This is a genomic window from Chlorobium sp. N1 (assembly GCF_004332115.1).
Classification (GTDB): Bacteria; Bacteroidota; Chlorobiia; order Chlorobiales; family Chlorobiaceae; genus Chlorobium.
In genome coordinates this window covers 287,990-305,777 of record NZ_SJPA01000002.1, presented here as the reverse complement: position 1 = coordinate 305,777, position 17,788 = coordinate 287,990, and the positions used below count along the sequence as shown (strand labels likewise).

12 protein-coding genes are annotated in these 17,788 nt (G+C 58.4%); 5 read left to right on the top strand and 7 right to left on the bottom strand.

Annotated features, from left to right (window positions below):
- Complete coding sequence (locus E0L29_RS04820; RefSeq protein ID WP_131355501.1) at positions 1–1,686, bottom strand: Rne/Rng family ribonuclease; 1,686 nt, start codon at positions 1,684–1,686, stop codon at positions 1–3.
- Between the two features lie 267 nt (positions 1,687–1,953).
- On the opposite strand from E0L29_RS04820, the gene E0L29_RS04815 reads away from it, so the two are divergent.
- Positions 1,954–2,571 carry a ribonuclease HII gene (locus E0L29_RS04815; RefSeq protein ID WP_131355498.1) on the top strand — a complete coding sequence of 206 codons (618 nt, stop codon included), beginning with the start codon at positions 1,954–1,956 and terminating at the stop codon, positions 2,569–2,571.
- A 114-nt stretch (positions 2,572–2,685) separates the two neighbouring features.
- Complete coding sequence (gene gyrB / locus E0L29_RS04810; protein WP_131355495.1) at positions 2,686–4,620, top strand: DNA topoisomerase (ATP-hydrolyzing) subunit B; 1,935 nt, start codon at positions 2,686–2,688, stop codon at positions 4,618–4,620.
- A 137-nt stretch (positions 4,621–4,757) separates the two neighbouring features.
- Here the strand turns inward: gyrB and E0L29_RS04805 are convergent, their stop codons facing one another.
- Genes E0L29_RS04805 through secD form a run of 3 tightly spaced genes read right to left on the bottom strand, consistent with a single transcriptional unit; the run spans position 4,758 to position 8,877 of the window.
- Complete coding sequence (locus tag E0L29_RS04805; RefSeq protein WP_131355492.1) at positions 4,758–6,077, bottom strand: peptidylprolyl isomerase; 1,320 nt, start codon at positions 6,075–6,077, stop codon at positions 4,758–4,760.
- Between the two features lie 52 nt (positions 6,078–6,129).
- Complete coding sequence (secF, locus tag E0L29_RS04800) at positions 6,130–7,065, bottom strand: protein translocase subunit SecF (RefSeq protein ID WP_131355489.1); 936 nt, start codon at positions 7,063–7,065, stop codon at positions 6,130–6,132.
- A 24-nt stretch (positions 7,066–7,089) separates the two neighbouring features.
- Positions 7,090–8,877, bottom strand: a complete 1,788-nt coding sequence (secD, locus tag E0L29_RS04795) for a protein translocase subunit SecD (RefSeq protein WP_131355486.1) — start codon at positions 8,875–8,877, stop codon at positions 7,090–7,092.
- A 209-nt stretch (positions 8,878–9,086) separates the two neighbouring features.
- Here secD and mnmG point away from each other — a divergent pair, with 209 nt between their 5' ends.
- The 3 genes from mnmG to E0L29_RS04780 all read left to right on the top strand — a co-directional run bounded on the left by mnmG (position 9,087) and on the right by E0L29_RS04780 (position 14,765).
- Entirely contained in the window at positions 9,087–10,952 is a 1,866-nt protein-coding gene (gene mnmG, locus E0L29_RS04790; RefSeq protein WP_131355796.1) for a tRNA uridine-5-carboxymethylaminomethyl(34) synthesis enzyme MnmG, read from the top strand.
- Positions 10,953–11,083: 131 nt separating this feature from the next.
- A complete protein-coding gene (locus tag E0L29_RS04785) occupies positions 11,084–13,465 on the top strand; it encodes a DNA polymerase domain-containing protein (protein WP_131355483.1) in 2,382 nt (793 codons plus the stop codon).
- A gap of 76 nt (positions 13,466–13,541) precedes the next feature.
- Positions 13,542–14,765, top strand: a complete 1,224-nt coding sequence (locus tag E0L29_RS04780) for an FprA family A-type flavoprotein (protein ID WP_131355480.1) — start codon at positions 13,542–13,544, stop codon at positions 14,763–14,765.
- 124 nt (positions 14,766–14,889) lie between these two features.
- Here E0L29_RS04780 and E0L29_RS04775 read toward each other — a convergent pair whose 3' ends face one another.
- From E0L29_RS04775 to dnaN, 3 genes are all read right to left on the bottom strand, one after another.
- Entirely contained in the window at positions 14,890–15,183 is a 294-nt protein-coding gene (locus E0L29_RS04775; protein ID WP_131355477.1) for a DUF721 domain-containing protein, read from the bottom strand.
- Positions 15,184–15,185: 2 nt separating this feature from the next.
- The gene (locus E0L29_RS04770) at positions 15,186–16,295 is read right to left on the bottom strand and encodes a DNA replication/repair protein RecF (protein WP_131355474.1); all 1,110 of its coding nucleotides are present in this window, start codon (positions 16,293–16,295) and stop codon (positions 15,186–15,188) included.
- A 73-nt stretch (positions 16,296–16,368) separates the two neighbouring features.
- Positions 16,369–17,493 (bottom strand): DNA polymerase III subunit beta, encoded by a 1,125-nt coding sequence (gene dnaN, locus E0L29_RS04765; protein ID WP_131355472.1) that lies wholly within the window; start codon positions 17,491–17,493, stop codon positions 16,369–16,371.
- Between the last annotated feature and the right edge of the window lie 295 nt (positions 17,494–17,788).

Sequence of the window (17,788 nt, the reverse complement as noted above, 5' to 3'; positions counted from 1 at the left end):
TTACAGATCGCCGTATTCGGCGGTTATATCCTTGCTGTTTTTTCTCGTGTAGAAGCGGAAGTCGTCGCTTCGCAGGCTCTCGTCCTGCTTGACCCGGACGAAGAGCAGGTGCTGGAGAAACCACTTCAGCTCCGTATTCATGTCGCTGTTCTTCAGCGGCTCGGCCACGGTGGGGCTCACGTAGAGGTCGAGCTGCTGGAACTTCATGGCGTGCTGCAGCGCATACTTGCGCAGCCAGCGCTCGATCTGGTTGATCGTCGTGAATCGGGCCTGCACGACGCCGGTTCCGCCGCAGGCGGGGCACTGGTCGCCCATGCGCTGCATGAGGCTCGGCCGTATGCGCTCGCGGGTGATCTGCATGATGCCGAAGTCCGACATCGGCAGGATGTTCGATTTCGCGCGGTCGTTGCGCAGCTCCCCCTTCATCGTGTCGTACACCTTCTTGGTGTTGCGCGCATCGAGCATATCGATGAAGTCGACGACGATGATGCCGCCGATGTCGCGCAGGCGCAGCTGGCGGACGACCTCGCGGGCGGCCTCCATGTTGGTGCGTAGCGAATTCTCCTCCTGCTCGCGCTTGGCGGCGTAGCGGCCGCTGTTGACGTCCACGACCACCATCGCTTCGGTATGCTCGATGATGATGTATCCCCCGCTCTTCAGCCAGACCTTGCGCGAGAAGATCGACTCGACGTCCTTGGCGATGCCGTACCCCTCGAAAAGCGGCAGCTTGCCCTGGTAGAGCGAGACGTTCTTGACCATTTCGGGGGCGGCCCACTCGATGTAGTTCAGCGTCTCCTTGTGGATGGAGGAGGAGTTGGCGACGATCTCGGTGACGTCGGAGGTCAGCGAGTCGCGCAGCACGCTCGATATGATGGTGTCCTCCTTGAAGATCAGCTGCGGCGGAGCGGCGTCCTTGAGCTTCTCCTCGATCTGCGTCCACTTGGCCAGGAGCTTCTCGAGGTCCTGCTTGAGCAGCGTCTCCTCCTGCATCTCGGCGACGGTGCGGATGATCGCGCCGAACCCCTCGGGAAGCATCGAGCGGACGAGCTTCTTCAGCCGTGCACGCTCCTTGCGCGAGACCACCCTGCGCGAAACGGCCACCTGTCCGCCGCCGAAGGGCAGCAGCACCATGAAGCGACCGGCGATGGTGATGTCGGAGGTAAGACGGGAGCCCTTCGTGCTGATGGGCTCCTTGATGACCTGGACGAGGATGGAGTCGTTGGCCTTGAGCTTGCCGGCGATCATCTGGGTGTAGGACTGGCGCTTTTCGGCAGTGTCGTCCCGTTTCGGCTGGGGCTGCGGCTTGCGGCCGCTGCGGGCCGTCTGGCGCTGGGCCTGGGGGGCATCGGAGGAAGACGAATCGTCCTCCTCGTCTCCATCCTCTTCGGCGGAGGCGTTCTCTTCCTCGTCGTCATCGTCCTCGATGAGCGCGCGGTAATCCTCGTTGGTCGTGCCGACGTCGGAAAAGTGCAGGAAGCCGTCGGACTTCTGGCCGATGTCGACAAAGGCCGCCTTGAGGCCCTCGATGACCTTGTGCACCCGTCCGAGATAGATGTCGCCGATGCTGCGGCGGCTTTCGGGCCGCTCGATGATGAGCTCGGCCAGCCGGCCGTCCTCGACCAGGGCGACCTGAATCTCGTCGCCGGTCTTGTTCATCAGCAGCTGTTTTTTCACGCTTTTTCTCATATGTTCAGAACCTTTACCTTGGTTAGTCTCCCTGAGGGGCCGGAAAACGGCCCCGACAATCGCCCGGCCTGCTCCGGATGCCGCCTCGGGGGCGGATCCCGTCCATGCGCCCCGGCATGCCGCAATGCGGCAGGGGGACGGTCCCAACTCGCTCATGTCGCCGGAGAAACAGCCTGAAGAGGAGGAATGGAAACAGGGCTTGCAAGCCAACCGTCAAGATAAGAAATTATAGGGGTCCTTGAAACTCCGAGCATAACTAAGACGCCCATGGATACGGCATATGAACGCACGCTCTGGCGGGACTTCCGCCTGGTGTGCGGCATCGACGAGGCGGGCCGCGGGCCCCTGGCCGGCCCGGTGGTCGCGGCCGCTGTGGTCTTCCCCCGCAATTTCAGCCCCGGAACGGGGATCCTCGAGAGGCTCGACGACTCCAAGAAGCTCCCGCCGGCGCTCCGGGACGAACTCGCCCCCGCCATCAGGGAGGCCGCGCTCTCCTGGGCGGTCGAGGCCGTCGACCACGAGACGATCGACCGCATCAACATCCTCCGGGCCACCATGCTCGCCATGAACCGCGCGGCCGAATCGCTCGCCGTGCAGCCCGACATGCTGCTCATCGACGGAAACCGCTTCACCCCCGTCCTGCCGGTTCCCTACCGGACGATCGTCGGAGGCGACGCCCGGGTCTTCTCCATCGCCGCTGCCTCGGTGCTGGCCAAGACCGAGCGGGACCGGATGATGCGGGAGTACGGGGAACGCTACCCCCAGTACGGCTTCGGGCGGAACGCCGGCTACGCCACCAACGAGCATGTCGAGGCGATACGGCGCCACGGCCGCACCCCGATCCACCGCACGAGTTTCAGGCTCCGCCGGCTCGGAGAGAAGTAAGAGGCGGAAGCTGCCGCAAAAGCTCGCCCGTGCGACCGAAAAACAAGCATAATCGGCTCTTTTTTCTTATCTTTACGCACGCTTTCCATAACTCCTTTCGAACAGCCCCACATCATGCAGGAAGCCGACATCCAGACTACCCAGTCGAACTACGGAGCAACCAACATCCAGGTCCTCGACGGCATCGCGCACGTCCGCATGCGTCCGGCCATGTATATCGGCGACATCCACAGCCGCGGACTGCACCACCTCATCTACGAAATCGTAGACAACTCGATCGACGAAACCCTCGGCGGGTACAACGACTACATCTTCGTCTCGATGAACCCCGACGGTTCGGTCACGGTCGTCGACCACGGCCGCGGCATCCCGGTCGACATCCACCCCGACAAGAAGAAATCCGCGCTCGAGCTCGTCATGACGCTCATCGGCGCAGGCGGCAAGTTCGACAAGGGCGCCTACAAGGTCTCGGGCGGCCTGCACGGCGTCGGTGCCTCGGTCGTCAACGCCCTCTCGGAATGGTGCGAGGTCGAGGTATCGCGAGACGGGAAGAAGTATTTCCAGCGCTACCGCCGCGGCGTGCCCGAGGCCGACGTGAAGGAGATCGGCACCACCGACGAGCGCGGGACGAAAACCACCTTCATGCCGGACCCGGAGATCTTCAAGGTCACCGAGTTCCGCAAGGACATCATCATCGACCGCATGCGGGAGCTGGCGTTCCTCAACAGCAACCTCAGGATCATCGTGCAGGACACCGAGGGAGAGCAGGAGACCTTCCACTTCGAAGGCGGCCTGAAGGAGTTCGTGCTCTTCACCGACGAAAACCGCCTGAACCTGATCAAGGAGCCGATCTACATCTGCGGAGAAAAGGAGGGCACCATCGTCGAGATCGCTCTCCAGTACAACGACTCCTACCAGGAAAACGTCTTCAGCTATGTCAACAACATCAACACGCATGAGGGCGGAACGCACGTTACCGGCTTCCGCAAGGCGCTGACCAGGACGCTGAACGCCTACGCACAGAAGAACGACCTCCTGAAGAACCTCAAGCTCGCCCTGACCGGAGACGACTTCAAGGAGGGCCTGACGGCCGTCATCTCGGTGAAGGTGGCCGAACCGCAGTTCGAAGGCCAGACGAAAACCAAGCTCGGAAACTCCGAGACCCAGAGCATCGTCGAAAGCCTCCTGAACGAACAGCTCGCCGAGTTCGCCGAAACCAACCCGAACGTGATCAAGATGATCATCGAGAAGGTCAAGGGGGCGGCGATGTCGAGGGAGGCCGCCCGCAAGGCGAAGGAGCTGACGCGCCGCAAGTCGGTACTGGAAAGCTCCGGCCTGCCGGGAAAACTTGCCGACTGCTCGATCAACGATCCAGAGCACTGCGAGCTCTACATCGTCGAGGGCGACTCGGCAGGCGGCAGCGCCAAGCAGGGCCGCGACCGCAGCTTCCAGGCGATCCTGCCGCTGAAGGGCAAGATCCTCAACGTCGAGAAGGCACGGCTGCACAAGATGCTCGAGAACGAGGAGATCAAGACCATCATCCTCGCCCTCGGCACCAACTTCGGCGAGGAGGAGTTCTCGGCCGAGAAGCTCCGCTACGGCAAGATCATCATCATGACCGATGCCGACGTCGACGGCGCCCACATCCGCACCCTGCTCCTCACCTTCTTCTTCCGCCACATGCGCTCGCTCATCGAGGCCGGCAAGGTCTTCATCGCCCAGCCGCCCCTCTACCTCGTCAAATCGGGCAAGGAACAGCAGTATGCATGGGACGACGACGAACGCAACAGCATCGTCGAGGAGATGAAGAAGATGCAGAAAGGCAAGGCCAACGTGCACATCCAGCGCTACAAGGGTCTTGGTGAAATGAACCCCGAGCAGCTCTGGGGCACCACCATGGATCCCGAGCACCGCTCGCTGCTCCAGGTCAGCGTGGAGAACGCCATGGAGGCCGACAAGGTCTTCAGCACCCTCATGGGCGACAAGGTCGAGCCGCGCAGGGAGTTCATCGAAACCAACGCCCGCTACGTCCGCCGTCTCGACGTCTGAACGACCTCCGCCGGACTGCGGCGATTTGCACGAAAGCAGGAATCCCCCGAAACACCAATCTACCGTGTGTTTCGGGGGATTTTCCGTTTCCGGCGGGGCCGGTTTCCGCACCAACCGGCGAAGTCGGTTTTCGTGCCCTATCCGTCGATGCGGCGGACGTAGACCTCACGGCGGAGATCCTTCATCCAGGCCTCGAACAACCCCTGCTTCTTCTGGTCTAGGGCCAGCTGCTCGAGAAGCGGGTAGTCCTTCTCAGGATCGAGCACATGCTCGGCGACGCGATCGTTCAGGCGGAAGATGCCGAAAAAGGGCTCCCCTTTCGGAGGAGTGATTTTCGTCGGCTGGCTGATATCTCCGGGCTTGCCGAGGGTGCTGACGATGTCGCGAAGCTGGGGACGGAGCATTCTCGGGTCAAGGTAGCGGCCCGCCGTTCCGGAAGCGAGCACCTGGCCGCCGAGGCTCGCCGAGATGGGATCGTCGGAGTAGTTGCGGGCCATTGTCGCAAAGTCGACCTTGCCGGCAAGGACCTTCGAGCGGATGGCGCCGAGGAACGCTGCCGCCTCGCCGTCGTCACGGGTCGAACGCTCGAATGCCACCAGGATGTGGCGGACATGGATGGAGTTCCCCTCGCGGCCGAGGCGCTGGATGATATGGTAGCCGTAACGGGTCTCGACGATGCCGGAGACACGGCCGTCCTTGAGCCCGTAGGCCGCATCCTCGAACGGCTTGACCAGCTCACCGCGCTGGACGAACCCGAGGTCGCCACCGAGCGTGGCGGAACCCGGATCCATGGAGTATCGGCGGGCCAGCTCTTCGAAGCTGAGGAAGCCCGTCTCAAGCTTTTTCTGGATCTCCTTGATCTTCGTCAGCGCTTCGGCCTTCGCCGCGGAGTTCACGCCGGGAAACTTCAGGATCTGCGATATGGAAACCTCCTCGGGAAGGTCCGGCATCTTGGCCCGGTTGTTCCGGTAGAAGGCCATTACCTCCCCGTACCCGATCGTCACGGAAGAGAACTTCCTGCGCTTGAGGGTCTCGATCATCTGCTGGCCGCGAAGCTCGTCGGCCAGGTCACGCCTGACGGCCTCGACGCTGCGGCCGAGCTTGCGCTCCATATCCTCCTTTGAAGCGAATCGGGAGCTGAGCTGGCGGAGGCGGTCGGCGGACATCGAGGCAACCGCGTTCTCGTCAATGCCGACACTGTCGATCTTGGCCTTGGTGAGGATGATCTTCTGGTCGATGAGGTTGTCGAGAATGGAAGAGCGAAGCGTAGGGTCCTTCTGAAGGTCGGGATACTGCATCCGGGTCATGACCTCACGGCTGTCCAGTTCCGACTTGAAGATCACCTCGCTGCCGACAACGGCCACGACCCTGTCGGCAACCGCCGCTGCGGCCCGGGCGTGGGGAAATGCGAGAAGAACGGCCACGATGGCGGTAACGATGGGGAGTGCTTTTTTCATAACCTTGGCTGATCGTAGTGTAAGATGACGTCATCGCATGGAAGCGGCCGGCTCAGGACTTTGCGGTGCCGCGGAGCTTGACCGGTGCCTTTGAGAGCCTCAGCCAGTCATAGACCAGCGGTGCCGCGACGAAAATCGAGGAGTAGGTTCCGATGAGGATGCCGGCGAAAACGGCGAAAGCGAACCCCCTGATGGCCGGGCCGGCGAAGATGAAGAGGACAAGCACCGTGACCAGGGTCGTACCCGAGGTGATGATGGTGCGGCTGAGGGTCTGGTTCATGCTCTCGTTGAAGATCCTCTCGTATTCGGAGGGCTTCTGGTTGCGGATCCGCTCCCTGATGCGGTCATAGACCACGACGGTGTCGGTGATCGAGTATCCGGCGATGGTCAGGAAGGCGGCGATGATGCTCTGGTCCATTTCGAGCGGCATGATGTCGAACATGCCACCCAGGAGGCTGAAGAGCCCAAGCACGATCAAAACGTCATGGAAAATCGCAACGACGCCGGTTGCCGCGAACTTCAGCTCGAAACGGATGCCGACGTAAAGCAGGATGGCAAGCAGAGCGGCGACCATGGCCTTCACCGCCGACCATTTCAGGTCGGAGGCGATGCTCGGGCCGACGGCGTCGATGCGCACGATCTCATGCGGATCGCCCTTCAGCCGGTCGTTGAGTGCGCCGGAGATCAGCGACTTGAGTTCGTTGGTGTCGCCGTTGAAGACGGTGCTGAGCAGGAACGAGCGGTCCATGCCGTACTGCTTGAGCGTCCCGGAGACCCCGGCCTCGCGGAGCACCGAACGGACCTCGGCGACGGGAACATCCTTCTCGAAGCGGATGACCACCTCGGAACCGCCCCTGAAGTCGATGCCGTAGTTGAGCCCCTTCACGGCCATAGAGACGAAGCCGGCCAGGAGAAGCGCCAGCGAGATGGCGTAGGCGATCTTCCGGTAGCGGAGAAAATTGATGGTTGTGGTATTGAAAATCCTCATGGGTTCGTGCGTGTTGTATGGAAATTATCCGAAGCTTTTGACCGTCATCTTGTTCCTGGAAAGGAGGAACTGGAAAATCTCCCGAGTGACGACGATGGCGGTGAAGAGGCTTGCCGCGGTTCCGATCATCAGCGTGACGGCGAAACCCTGGATCGGCCCGATGCCGTAGGTATAGAGCAGGAAGGCTGCGGCCAGCGTGGTCACGTGGGAATCCAGAATGGATGAGAACGCCTTGTCGTAGCCCTGCGTGATTGCAGAGGTGATCGAGCGGCCTTCTGCGATCTCCTCGCGGATGCGCTCGTAGATCAGCACGTTGGCGTCCACGGCCATGCCCATCGTCAGCACGATGCCGGCGATGCCTGGAAGAGAGAGCGAGGCGTTGAAGCCGGCAAGCACCGAAAGCACGATAAGGACGTTGAGCACCAGTGCGGTATCGGCCGCCATGCCCGCCTTGCGGTAATAGACGATCATGAAGATGACGACCGCCGTGAATCCCCAGATCATCGACTGGAGGCCGGCACGGATGTAGTCTGCGCCGAGCGAGGGGCCGACCGTGCGCTCCTCGATGATGCGGACCGGGGCAGGAAGGGCGCCGGCTTTCAGCACGATCTCAAGATCCTTCGCCTCCTCGAGGCTCTGGATGCCGTTGATGACCGAGTTGCCGTTGGGGATCTTCGACTGTACGACGGGAGCGCTGTAGACGGCACCGTCAAGAACGATGGCGACGCGCTTGCCGATGTTGGCACCGGTGATCCGGGCCCATTTCGACGTGCCTTCGGAGTTCATCGACATGAGCACCTCGGGCTGCATTCCCTCCGAGCCGAAAGTGGCCTTCGCCTCGGTGATCACCCCGCCGGTGAGTTCAGCGGTCTTTTTCACCAGGTAGAGATCGTAGTAGCTGACGCCGTCCCTGGCGGCCTCAGCCCTTGCGGAAAGCAGCAGTTCGCTGTCCGGGGGGAGAAGGTCGCGGACCGCCGGCTGGCGAAGCAGGGCCGAAACGACATCGCGGCTGCGGGAATCGATGACGGCGCTGCCAGACGGGGAGACGCTGACAAGCTCGTAAAGCGGCGCCTTCGAAGAGGCGGATGATGGAGCGGCAGCTACCGCACCCGAAACCATCGCGCTGTTGATCCGCTCAAGGGTCCTGACCTGAAGCTCGGGCTCGCGGAGAAGCCTGAACTCCAGCTTTGCGGTTCCTTTCAGGAGGTTGCGCATCCGGTTCTCGTCGGAAACGCCGGGAAGCTCGATGATGATCTTGCGGTTGCCCTGGGTGGTGATCATCGGCTCGGCAACGCCGTACTGGTCGATGCGGTTCCGGATGATCTCCCGGGCGCGGACCAGCGCGTCGGCGGCCTCTTTACGCAGCTTGCCCTGAATTTCGCTGTCGCTGTTGCGGATATCGTAGAAGTAGCGGCTCAGCTTGACGTTGTCCTTGCGGAATGCGGCCGAAAGGAGGTCGACCACGTCGGCGTCGCTCGAGCGGGCCTCTTTGGCCACGCCGGCCATGAGCGAATCAAAGCGAGCATCGCGGTTCCACGCTTTCTCGCTGAACAGGTCGACCTGGTCGACCTCCATGACAAGATGCATGCCTCCCTTCAGGTCAAGTCCCAGCTTCAGGCTCTTCTGGCGTGCATCCTCTATTTCACTGCGGTGGCTGAGGGCGAAGTTCAGACTGTCCTGCTGGGTGGAGAAGGAAGAGAGCTGCCGGGAGAGCGAGTAGTCACGCCAGGTCGGCCAGAGGGACCAGAGTGCGACAAGCGTGACGGCAGCGATCAGGAGCAGGTTGAATCGTTTGTTTTTCATTGATGACATTGTCTTTTACCAACAAATGGACGGATCAGCCAATATATGAAACAGGGCAGTGATTAACTAACAAGCACGCCACGGGCCCCGCCGGCAGTGAGCCCGCCGGGGAGAGCACCTTCTGAAGAATGGATTCATTTATTCGTATCTTTAAGTTCGAAGAACGCAGAAAGGCGAAATATTTGTGTAATAAAGCCCCCTAATGGATCGCAATGGCCATGTATGACGTCATAGTAGCAGGAGCAGGGCATGCCGGCACGGAAGCTGCGCTTGCGGTTGCCCGCATGGGCCTCAGCTGCCTGCTGGTGACGACGGACCTGAACGCCGTCGCCAGGATGTCATGCAATCCTGCGATCGGGGGCGTCGCAAAGGGACAGATTACCCGTGAGATCGACGCCCTCGGCGGCGAGATGGCCAAGGCGATCGACGCCACGGGCATCCAGTTCAGGATGCTCAACATGAGCAAGGGGCCCGCAATGCACTCCCCGAGAGCGCAGGCCGACAGGGCTGCCTATACAAACTACATGAAGCGGGTCCTCGAGGAGGAGTCGAACCTCGACCTTCTCCAGGATACCGTCACTGCAATCGAGCAACAGAGCGGCGAGTTGCATGGCGTAAGGCTGCTTTCAGGCAGGCTTGTCACAGCCAAGGCGGCGATTCTGACCTGCGGAACATTTCTCAACGGACTGATCCATATCGGGATGGACCACTACCCCGGTGGGCGCACCATAGCCGAACCTCCCGTATCAGGTCTTACCGAAGACCTCGTTGCGGCAGGATTCGAGGCCGGCCGACTGAAAACCGGCACACCTGCGAGGATCGACAGGAGAAGCGTCGACTACACGAAGGTAGAGGAGCAGAAAGGCGATAAGGATCCGCCACCGTTCTCCTTCAGCACGCTGTCGCTAAAAGACCGCAGACAGCTGAGCTGCTATGTGACGCACACGTCAGAAAAGACCCACGAAATCCTGAAAACAGGATTCGACCGATCCCCCCTCTTCACGGGCAAGGTCCAGGGTGTCGGCCCCCGATACTGCCCGTCCATTGAGGACAAGATCTACCGCTTCCCTGACCGGACCAGCCACCACATCTTCCTTGAACCGGAAGGGTTCGACACCAATGAGATGTACGTCAACGGATTCTCCACCTCCCTGCCGGAAGACATCCAGATCGAAGGCCTGCGCTCGCTCAGGGGGCTCGAGGAGGTAAAGATGATCCGGGCGGGATATGCCATTGAATACGACTACTTCCCACCCTACCAGATCCACAGCACCCTGGAGACGAAGCGGGTCAAGGGACTCTACTTCGCCGGACAGATCAACGGAACATCCGGTTACGAGGAGGCCGCAGCACAGGGCCTTCTTGCAGGAATCAACGCAGCATCGGCCATCCTGCAGCGGCCGCCCCTGCACCTGAAGCGCTCGGACGCCTATATCGGGGTCCTCGTCGACGACCTTGTGACCAAGGAGATGAAGGAACCCTATCGGATGTTCACCTCTTCGGCCGAACATCGTCTTTTACTCCGACATGACAACGCAGACCTCCGGCTCATGCACTTCGGGCACCAGACCGGGCTTATCAGCGAAAGCCAGATCCTTCGCTGCCGCACAAAACAGGACGCGATTGACCGAATCAAGAAGCTTGCGGCAACGACAACCGTTCCGCCCGATGCGCTCAGCAGCATGCTCCATGACGCCGGCCACTCCCCAGCCACTACAGGCCAAAGAGTCACCGCGGCGATCAAACGGCCCGGTATGAGCCTGAAACGCCTCATGGAGGGACTGCCTGAATTCGGAAGAGATGTTCTTGAAATCAGCGCCGACGAAGAGACCCACCAGCAGGTCGAAATCGACCTGAAGTATGAGGGATATCTCAAACGGGAGCTTCTCACTGCAGAGAAGATTGCCCGCCTTGAGGGTCTTCAGATCCCTTCAGGCTACAGATACGACGCCATCAAAGGACTCTCAGCAGAAGGCATGGAAAAACTCATCCGCCATAGCCCCGAGACACTGGGCCAGGCCTCGCGCATTACCGGGGTCTCCCCTTCGGACATCTCCGTCCTGATGGTCCACATCGGGCGGTGACCGACGGAAATGTTTCACGTGGAACATGTTCCACGTGAAACATTGCACCACAACAAAACCGTTATGAGGCTGATGTCCGCAGAAAATCCCTTGCAGGGAGGGGCGGCAAAGCAGAAACAGAGAACGACCGTATGGAAACGATAGTCAGCGACATACTGAACAACGGACTCCTGTTCGGAAAGGACAAGGAAGAGAGAATAGTCGGGGCCTACCAGCTTTCCGACACCCATATCAGACTTTTCAACCGCACAAGGGACGGAGTCACAGCCCATGACGAACCGTTTTATCCGTTCTTCTTCATGACGGACCAGTCGCTACTGGATGGCTATGTCCCTCAGGATGGGAGCAAATACTGGCTGGTGCAGCTGGAAGGAAACAACCACTACCGCAGTCTCGCCATATTCCGAAACATGAAAAGCTCAAGGGGAGCTCTCGATCACCTTGCAGGACGAAAGCCGGAAACAAACGATTCAGAAAATGCTACTGATGCAGGTGGTGGTGGGCTTGAAGTTATCCAGAATGTATACAGCAGAGGCGATGCGGTAACGCAGTATATGATGCAGACGGGAAAGACGTTCTTCAAGGGAATGGTTTTCGATGAACTCTACCGCATGCAGCTTGACATCGAAACGCTCTATGATCCTTCGCGGCCCGCAAAGAAAGGGAGGGGGATCGGTGAAGACGAAATCATCATCATCTCCATGTCCGACAACAGGGGATGGGAGCTGGCCATACACTCGAGAGATAGAACGGAGAAGGATCTTCTCGAAGAGATGGTAAAAATCATCAGGGAGAAAGATCCCGACGTGATAGAGGGTCACAATATTTTCAGTTTCGATCTCCCTTACATCCAGGCGCGCTGTGAACTGCATCGGATTCCCTTCGCGATCGGAAGGGACGGGACGCTCCCGAAAACCTATCCCGCAAGCATACGCTTTGCCGAACGGACGATCGACTATCCTTTCTACGACATACCGGGACGCCATGTCATCGACACCCTGTTCCAGGTCCAGACCTACGACATCGGCAAGCGCTCTATGCAGAGCTACGGACTGAAAGCCGTGGCCAGGCACTTCGGCTTCGCTTCAGAAGACAGGACCTATATCGACTACAGCGACATCGCAGGGCTGTGGAGAGACAGGGACGACCGCCTGCTTGCCTATGCGCTCGACGATGTCCGTGAGACAAGAGCGCTTTCAAACCTCCTGTCCGGAAGCAGTTTCTACCTCTCCCAGATGCTCCCCTACACCTATGCCATGACGGCAAGGATCGGGCAGGCGGCGAAGATCGAAGCCCTCTTCATCAGAGAGTACCTCCGCAAGAAACACTCCATCCCCCGCCCAACCCTCGGCCAGCAGCATGCAGGAGGATACACCGAGGTCTTCCGGAAGGGCGTGCTCGGACCCATCGTCTATGCCGATGTGGAATCGCTCTACCCTTCCATCATGCTCTCCTATAACGTCTGTCCTAAAAGCGACGGCCTGAAAGTGTTTCCGGGAGTCCTTGGAGACCTCAGGGACCTGAGACTCAAGACCAAGGCCCTTGCCACCGATGAGAAGAAAAAGGGGAACGACTCCCTGGCAGCCAATTACGATGCAATGCAGGGCTCGTTCAAGATCCTCATCAACGCCATGTACGGGTACCTCGGCTTCAGCGGAGGTTTGTTCAACGACTTCGACGAGGCCGATCGGGTAACCTCCACCGGGCAGTCGATCGCGAGAAAAATGATACGGGAGTTCGAAACAAGGGGATGCCGCATCATCGAAGTCGACACTGACGGAATCCTCTTCATACCCCCGGATGACGTCAGGACCGAGGAGGAAGAACGGGCCCTGGTCAAGGAAGTGTCGGAACTCATGCCGGAGGGCATCAATATCGGCTTCGACGGGAGGTTCCGAAAAATGATCTCCTACCTGAAGAAGAACTATGCGCTTCTCGACTACGACGGGGTGATGAAGCTGAAAGGCTCATCATTGACCAGCCGGAGCGGGGAGAAGTTCGGCAGGGACTTCATCAGGCGAGGCTTCGAAAAACTGCTCTCCGAAGACATCAGCGGACTGCACGAGCTCTACCGGGAATACCGGAACAAGATCCTGAATCATGAGCTCGATATTACTGATTTTTCACGCACCGAGAGTATGAAAAGCTCACTTGAACAGTACCGTGAAGACGTCGCATCGGGCAAGCGCTCGAAATCGATCACCTATGAAACCGCAATCCGTGCAAAGATCCCGGTGTCGAAAGGTGATCGGATCACATACTATATAGCCGGAAGCGGCCAGGGCGGCGCCGCCAGCGACCGGGGAAAGACGGCCGTCGAATGGCGTGCAGACAAACCCGACGAGAATACCTCGTTCTACCTGAAACGGCTTGACGAATACAGCCAGAAGTTCATGCCCTTCTTCAAACCCCAGGACTACAGCACGATCTTTTCTGACGACACCCTCTTCTCGTTCTCACCGGAGGGTATCGAGCTGCAGGAGCTGATCCTTGAACCTGGAGAAAGCAAGTAGACGCCACGGGGGAACGATGGGCGCACGAAAAAGCGTAGTACATGTATCAACAAATCACCCAACACCCGATAAACCTATGAAAGACAACAATATCCTCCCCGTCAGCCAGAGCGTCACATGGATCGGCGTGCTCGATCCAGGCCTCATCACCTTCGACATCGTGATGGAGACCAAGTACGGCACGACCTACAACTCCTACTTCATCAATGCGGACAAGAAAACCATCGTTGAGACGACGAAGGAGAAATTCTGGCCGGAATACCAGGCCAAGATCAAGCAGGTCTGCGATCCGGCCGAGATTGAGTACATCATCGTCGACCATACCGAACCCGACCATTCCGGCAACGTGGCGAACCTGCTGAAGGTCGCTCCGAACGCCACGGTGGTCGGCAGCGGAAACGCACTGAAATTCCTCCGAGACCAGACCGGACACGACTTCCGTTCGCTTGCAGTCAAGACGGGCGACACGCTCGATCTCGGCAACAAGACGCTGCACTTCATCAATGCACCGAACCTCCACTGGCCCGACACCATCTATACCTGGCTCGAGGAAGAGCGGGTACTCTTCACCTGCGACTCGTTCGGCTCGCACTTCTGCAATGAGAAGATGTACGACGACGAGGTCGGGGATTTCGACGACGCCTTCACTTACTACTTCGACGCAATCCTCCGCCCCTTCAGCAAATACATGCTCCAGGCGATCGAGAAGATCAAGCCGCTTGACATTTCCGTGATCTGCCCCGGACACGGCCCGATCCTGCGCAAGAACTGGCAGAAATATGTGGAGATGTCGCAGCGTTACGCGACGGGCGCCATCGCACTACCGAACGAGAAGAACATCCTCATCGCCTACGTTTCGGCCTACGAGAACACGGCACTCCTGGCCAACAAGATTGCCGAGGGGCTGAAGCAGTCGTGCGACTTCACTGTCGACGTCTGCGACATTGAGCATATGCATTTCTCGAAGCTTGAGGAAAAGATCGCCCATGCCTCCGGCATCATCCTCGGCTCACCGACCATCAACCAGAACATCCTGCCGCAGATCTACGGTTTCTTCGGCGCCATCAACCCCATTCGGGACAAGGGCAAGCTGGGAGCCGCATTCGGCTCATACGGCTGGAGCGGCGAAGCCTCGAAGATGATCGAGGGAAACTTCACGATGCTCAAGCTCAAAGTGTTCGAGCAGAACATGATGGTAAAATTCAAGCCGCACGAAGAGGAGTTCGCGGCATGCATGGACTTCGGAAAAGCCTATGCGGAAAAGATGATCGAGATGTACAAACTGAGCTGCAACATCTGAAGAGAAAACAGCCCCAGATCCATCGAAACGAAAGCCCTTCATGCGATAACGGAGGGCTTTCGCCGTTCATGCGGCCGGGGAGCTGTTTAGAAACATACTCCCCCGAAGGGGGCGCGAAAAAAATTCAGCGGAAAATAATTTCCCTGACCAGGGGTTTTTCAAGCACATCATTAAGCTGACGGGCAATATCCCCCTTTCGGTAATTCAGCTCCATTCGCCATGATGCGTTGCGTACCCTGACGAAGAGACAGCCATCGGTAAAACGCTCGACGGAGGTCACCCTTGCAATGGCCGGTCCGACAACACCATCCCAGGCTTCCAGCGCCTTGAACTGGAGAAACGCCTCCTGCATGCCGAGTTCACGGTAGAGGTCGCCCGCAATGGAGGCAAAGATTTTCGGGTTTCTCGTTCTTGCCATGCTCAGCCCTCAGTATAACCCGGAAGAGAGGTTACATCAACGGCCGTATAGTCGGGACCGAGCCCTCCGTCCGTCGTGGTGACGATGGTCTGGCCGCACTTTTCGAGGATCCTGAATATTTGTGCCGTACGGTGCTGGTCAAGTTCACTGAACATATCGTCAAAAAGGCAGATGGGGCTCTCCGGTAGGCGCTCGCTGAAGTAGCGGAAGAGCGCGAGCTTGAGGCTGATAAGAAATGCCCGCTGCTGTCCCTGTGAACCATACTTTTTTATCTCCTTTCCATTTGAGATGAAGAGAAGATCGTCGCGATGCGGACCCGACATCGTCTGGCCTCGCATCATCTCTTGGCGACGCGTGTCCATAAGCCTCTTCAAAAATCGGCGGCGAAGATCGTCGCGAGAGAGACCCTCCTCAATGGTTCCGAAAGAAGAACGGTAAACGACCGAGTGGCTGCCGCCATCGGCCAGGCTTTCTTGAAGCGGCTCGAAATAGTGGGACAGGTTCCTGAGGAAATCGATCCTTCTAAGCGTGATGGCGGCGGCAAGATCGGCAAGGTTCTCACTCCAGAGATCGAGCATCTCGCCGTTTGAGGCACTCGGTGAGTCCAGCTGCTGCAGGAGCGCGTTGCGCTGCTGCAGAACCCTCCGGTAGTCGAGAAGCTCTTCGAGGTACCGCCTGTCGGACTGGGATGCCGCATTGTCGATGAAACGCCTCCTCTCGCCGGGCGAACCACTGACGATGGCGGTTTCAGGCGGAGAAAAGGTGATGCAGGGAATGGTTCCGACATGCGCCGAAAACGGCCTGACCTCGTTCCGGTTCAGGCTGATCTGCTTCCCCCTCTCTTTTCCGAATGAAACCCTCACCTCCAATCCCGATCCCCTTGTACTCTCGAAAGTAGAGGAAAGAAGAAAATACTCGTCCGTAAACCTCACGCATTCCGACTCCGGTGAGCCAAGAAGGCTTTTAGTCAACGCACAGAAATGGACGGCTTCAAGAACCGAGGTCTTGCCCGATCCGTTTGGCCCGAAAAGCACCGTGATTCCTTCTTCGGGTGCAAAAGCGAGGGAACGGTGGTTCCTGAAGTTCTCCAGCTGTATGTTCCTGAGCCTCAATGAGCGTACCTCAATTTGGGGAGGGCAAGAAAAAAGCCGGCCGCTGATTGCAGCCGGCTTTCCGGAATGCGGCTCAGTTGTTGATGCGGACCGGCATGACGAGAATGATCAGATTATCGTTCTCCTCTTCGCCGTGGGGCCGGAAAATGACAGCGGTCGTAGGGCTCTTCAGCTCGATCTTGATCTCGTTTTCGTCGAGATGGGCCAGTGCGGCTTCGATGAAGCGCGAATTGAATCCGATCGCGATATCCTCACCCATGAACTCGCAGGCAAGCTCTTCCTGTGCGGACTCACCCTCATTGGTGTTCTCTGCCATGATCTTCATCGACTGGCCTTCGAGGACGATCTTGACGTCGCCGATACTCGAGAAGCGTCCGACACGGCGGACCGAATCATAGATCACCGAGCGGTTGATGATGAGATTCCTGTCGTGCTCTACCGGAATGACCGCCTCGTAATTCGGATAAGGTTCGACGATGAGAGCGGCATCAAGGACTACACTTCCAGAAATGAAACGGACGAACTTCCGCTCGCTGTCGAACTGCATGGTCACCGACTCGGTCTGGGCGAGCTTCTGCAGGATGGAGAGCACCCGGGCGGGAACGACGACCTTGTTTTTTTCAGCCATCTCAACCGATGAAGCCTTGCGGCACCGTACCAGACGGTGACCGTCGGTCGCCACAGCGGTGATGACGCTTCCCTCGAGTTCGAAAAGCACACCCATCATTGCGGGACGCATACCGTCGACGCTGCAGGCAAACGTAGTCTTCTGGATGAGATCGAGCATTTCCGAGGTCTCCATTTCAATGGAGATGTCATAGTTCTTGTCCTGTTTTTCAGGTTTTCCCTGGAAAAGGCAGGGAATCCGGTAACGTCCCTTGTCGGTGGAAATGCTGACAGTACCATGGTCACTGATCTCCTGGCGTTCGATCGTAAACACGACGGAGGTATCGTACATGCTGCGGAGAAAATCCTGCAGGGTCCTTGCCCGGATACCGATGTTTCCGCTGTCCTGGGTTTCAACGCCGCTTTTGGCAGTGATGGAAACCTCTCCATCCGAAGCAAACAGCGTCAGCTCGCCAGGTTCTATGGAGAGGTTGATGTTCTCGAAACGCTGGTCGATCGATTTAGCAGGAATGGCCTGGGCAACTTTGCTGACTGCATCCTGCAGCTGCCGGATTGAGGAGGTCAATTTCATCTGGTCCAACATTTACTGTTTGAGATTTTTAAAAAAGAAGGCTGTTGTTGCTGTAGAGGGTGTTGATATCTTGACAACTCTCCGAACTACTACTCTAACGTACTGAATATTAAGTTTTTACCGGTTTTCAGAATTCCCTTTTCGCTGTTGACAACCTGTTGGTTTGGGGTGGTCCTGGATGTGTATTCTTTGTTGATGGTTTTGAGCCTTTCGGAAATGTGTGGACAGCCTGGCTGTTTTCCATATTCCACCAACAGTGTTTCAACATTCTGTCAACACCGACGGGAAGGGCCGG

Bases quoted from the DNA above. Each gene is read 5' to 3' on its own strand.
- E0L29_RS04820 (WP_131355501.1), bottom strand. From the start codon at position 1,686: ATGAGAAAAAGCGTGAAAAAACAGCTGCTGATGAACAAGACCGGCGAC.
- E0L29_RS04815 (WP_131355498.1), top strand. From the start codon at position 1,954: ATGGATACGGCATATGAACGCACGCTCTGGCGGGACTTCCGCCTGGTG.
- gyrB (WP_131355495.1), top strand. From the start codon at position 2,686: ATGCAGGAAGCCGACATCCAGACTACCCAGTCGAACTACGGAGCAACC.
- E0L29_RS04805 (WP_131355492.1), bottom strand. From the start codon at position 6,077: ATGAAAAAAGCACTCCCCATCGTTACCGCCATCGTGGCCGTTCTTCTC.
- secF (WP_131355489.1), bottom strand. From the start codon at position 7,065: ATGAGGATTTTCAATACCACAACCATCAATTTTCTCCGCTACCGGAAG.
- secD (WP_131355486.1), bottom strand. From the start codon at position 8,877: ATGTCATCAATGAAAAACAAACGATTCAACCTGCTCCTGATCGCTGCC.
- mnmG (WP_131355796.1), top strand. From the start codon at position 9,087: ATGTATGACGTCATAGTAGCAGGAGCAGGGCATGCCGGCACGGAAGCT.
- E0L29_RS04785 (WP_131355483.1), top strand. From the start codon at position 11,084: ATGGAAACGATAGTCAGCGACATACTGAACAACGGACTCCTGTTCGGA.
- E0L29_RS04780 (WP_131355480.1), top strand. From the start codon at position 13,542: ATGAAAGACAACAATATCCTCCCCGTCAGCCAGAGCGTCACATGGATC.
- E0L29_RS04775 (WP_131355477.1), bottom strand. From the start codon at position 15,183: ATGGCAAGAACGAGAAACCCGAAAATCTTTGCCTCCATTGCGGGCGAC.
- dnaN (WP_131355472.1), bottom strand. From the start codon at position 17,493: ATGAAATTGACCTCCTCAATCCGGCAGCTGCAGGATGCAGTCAGCAAA.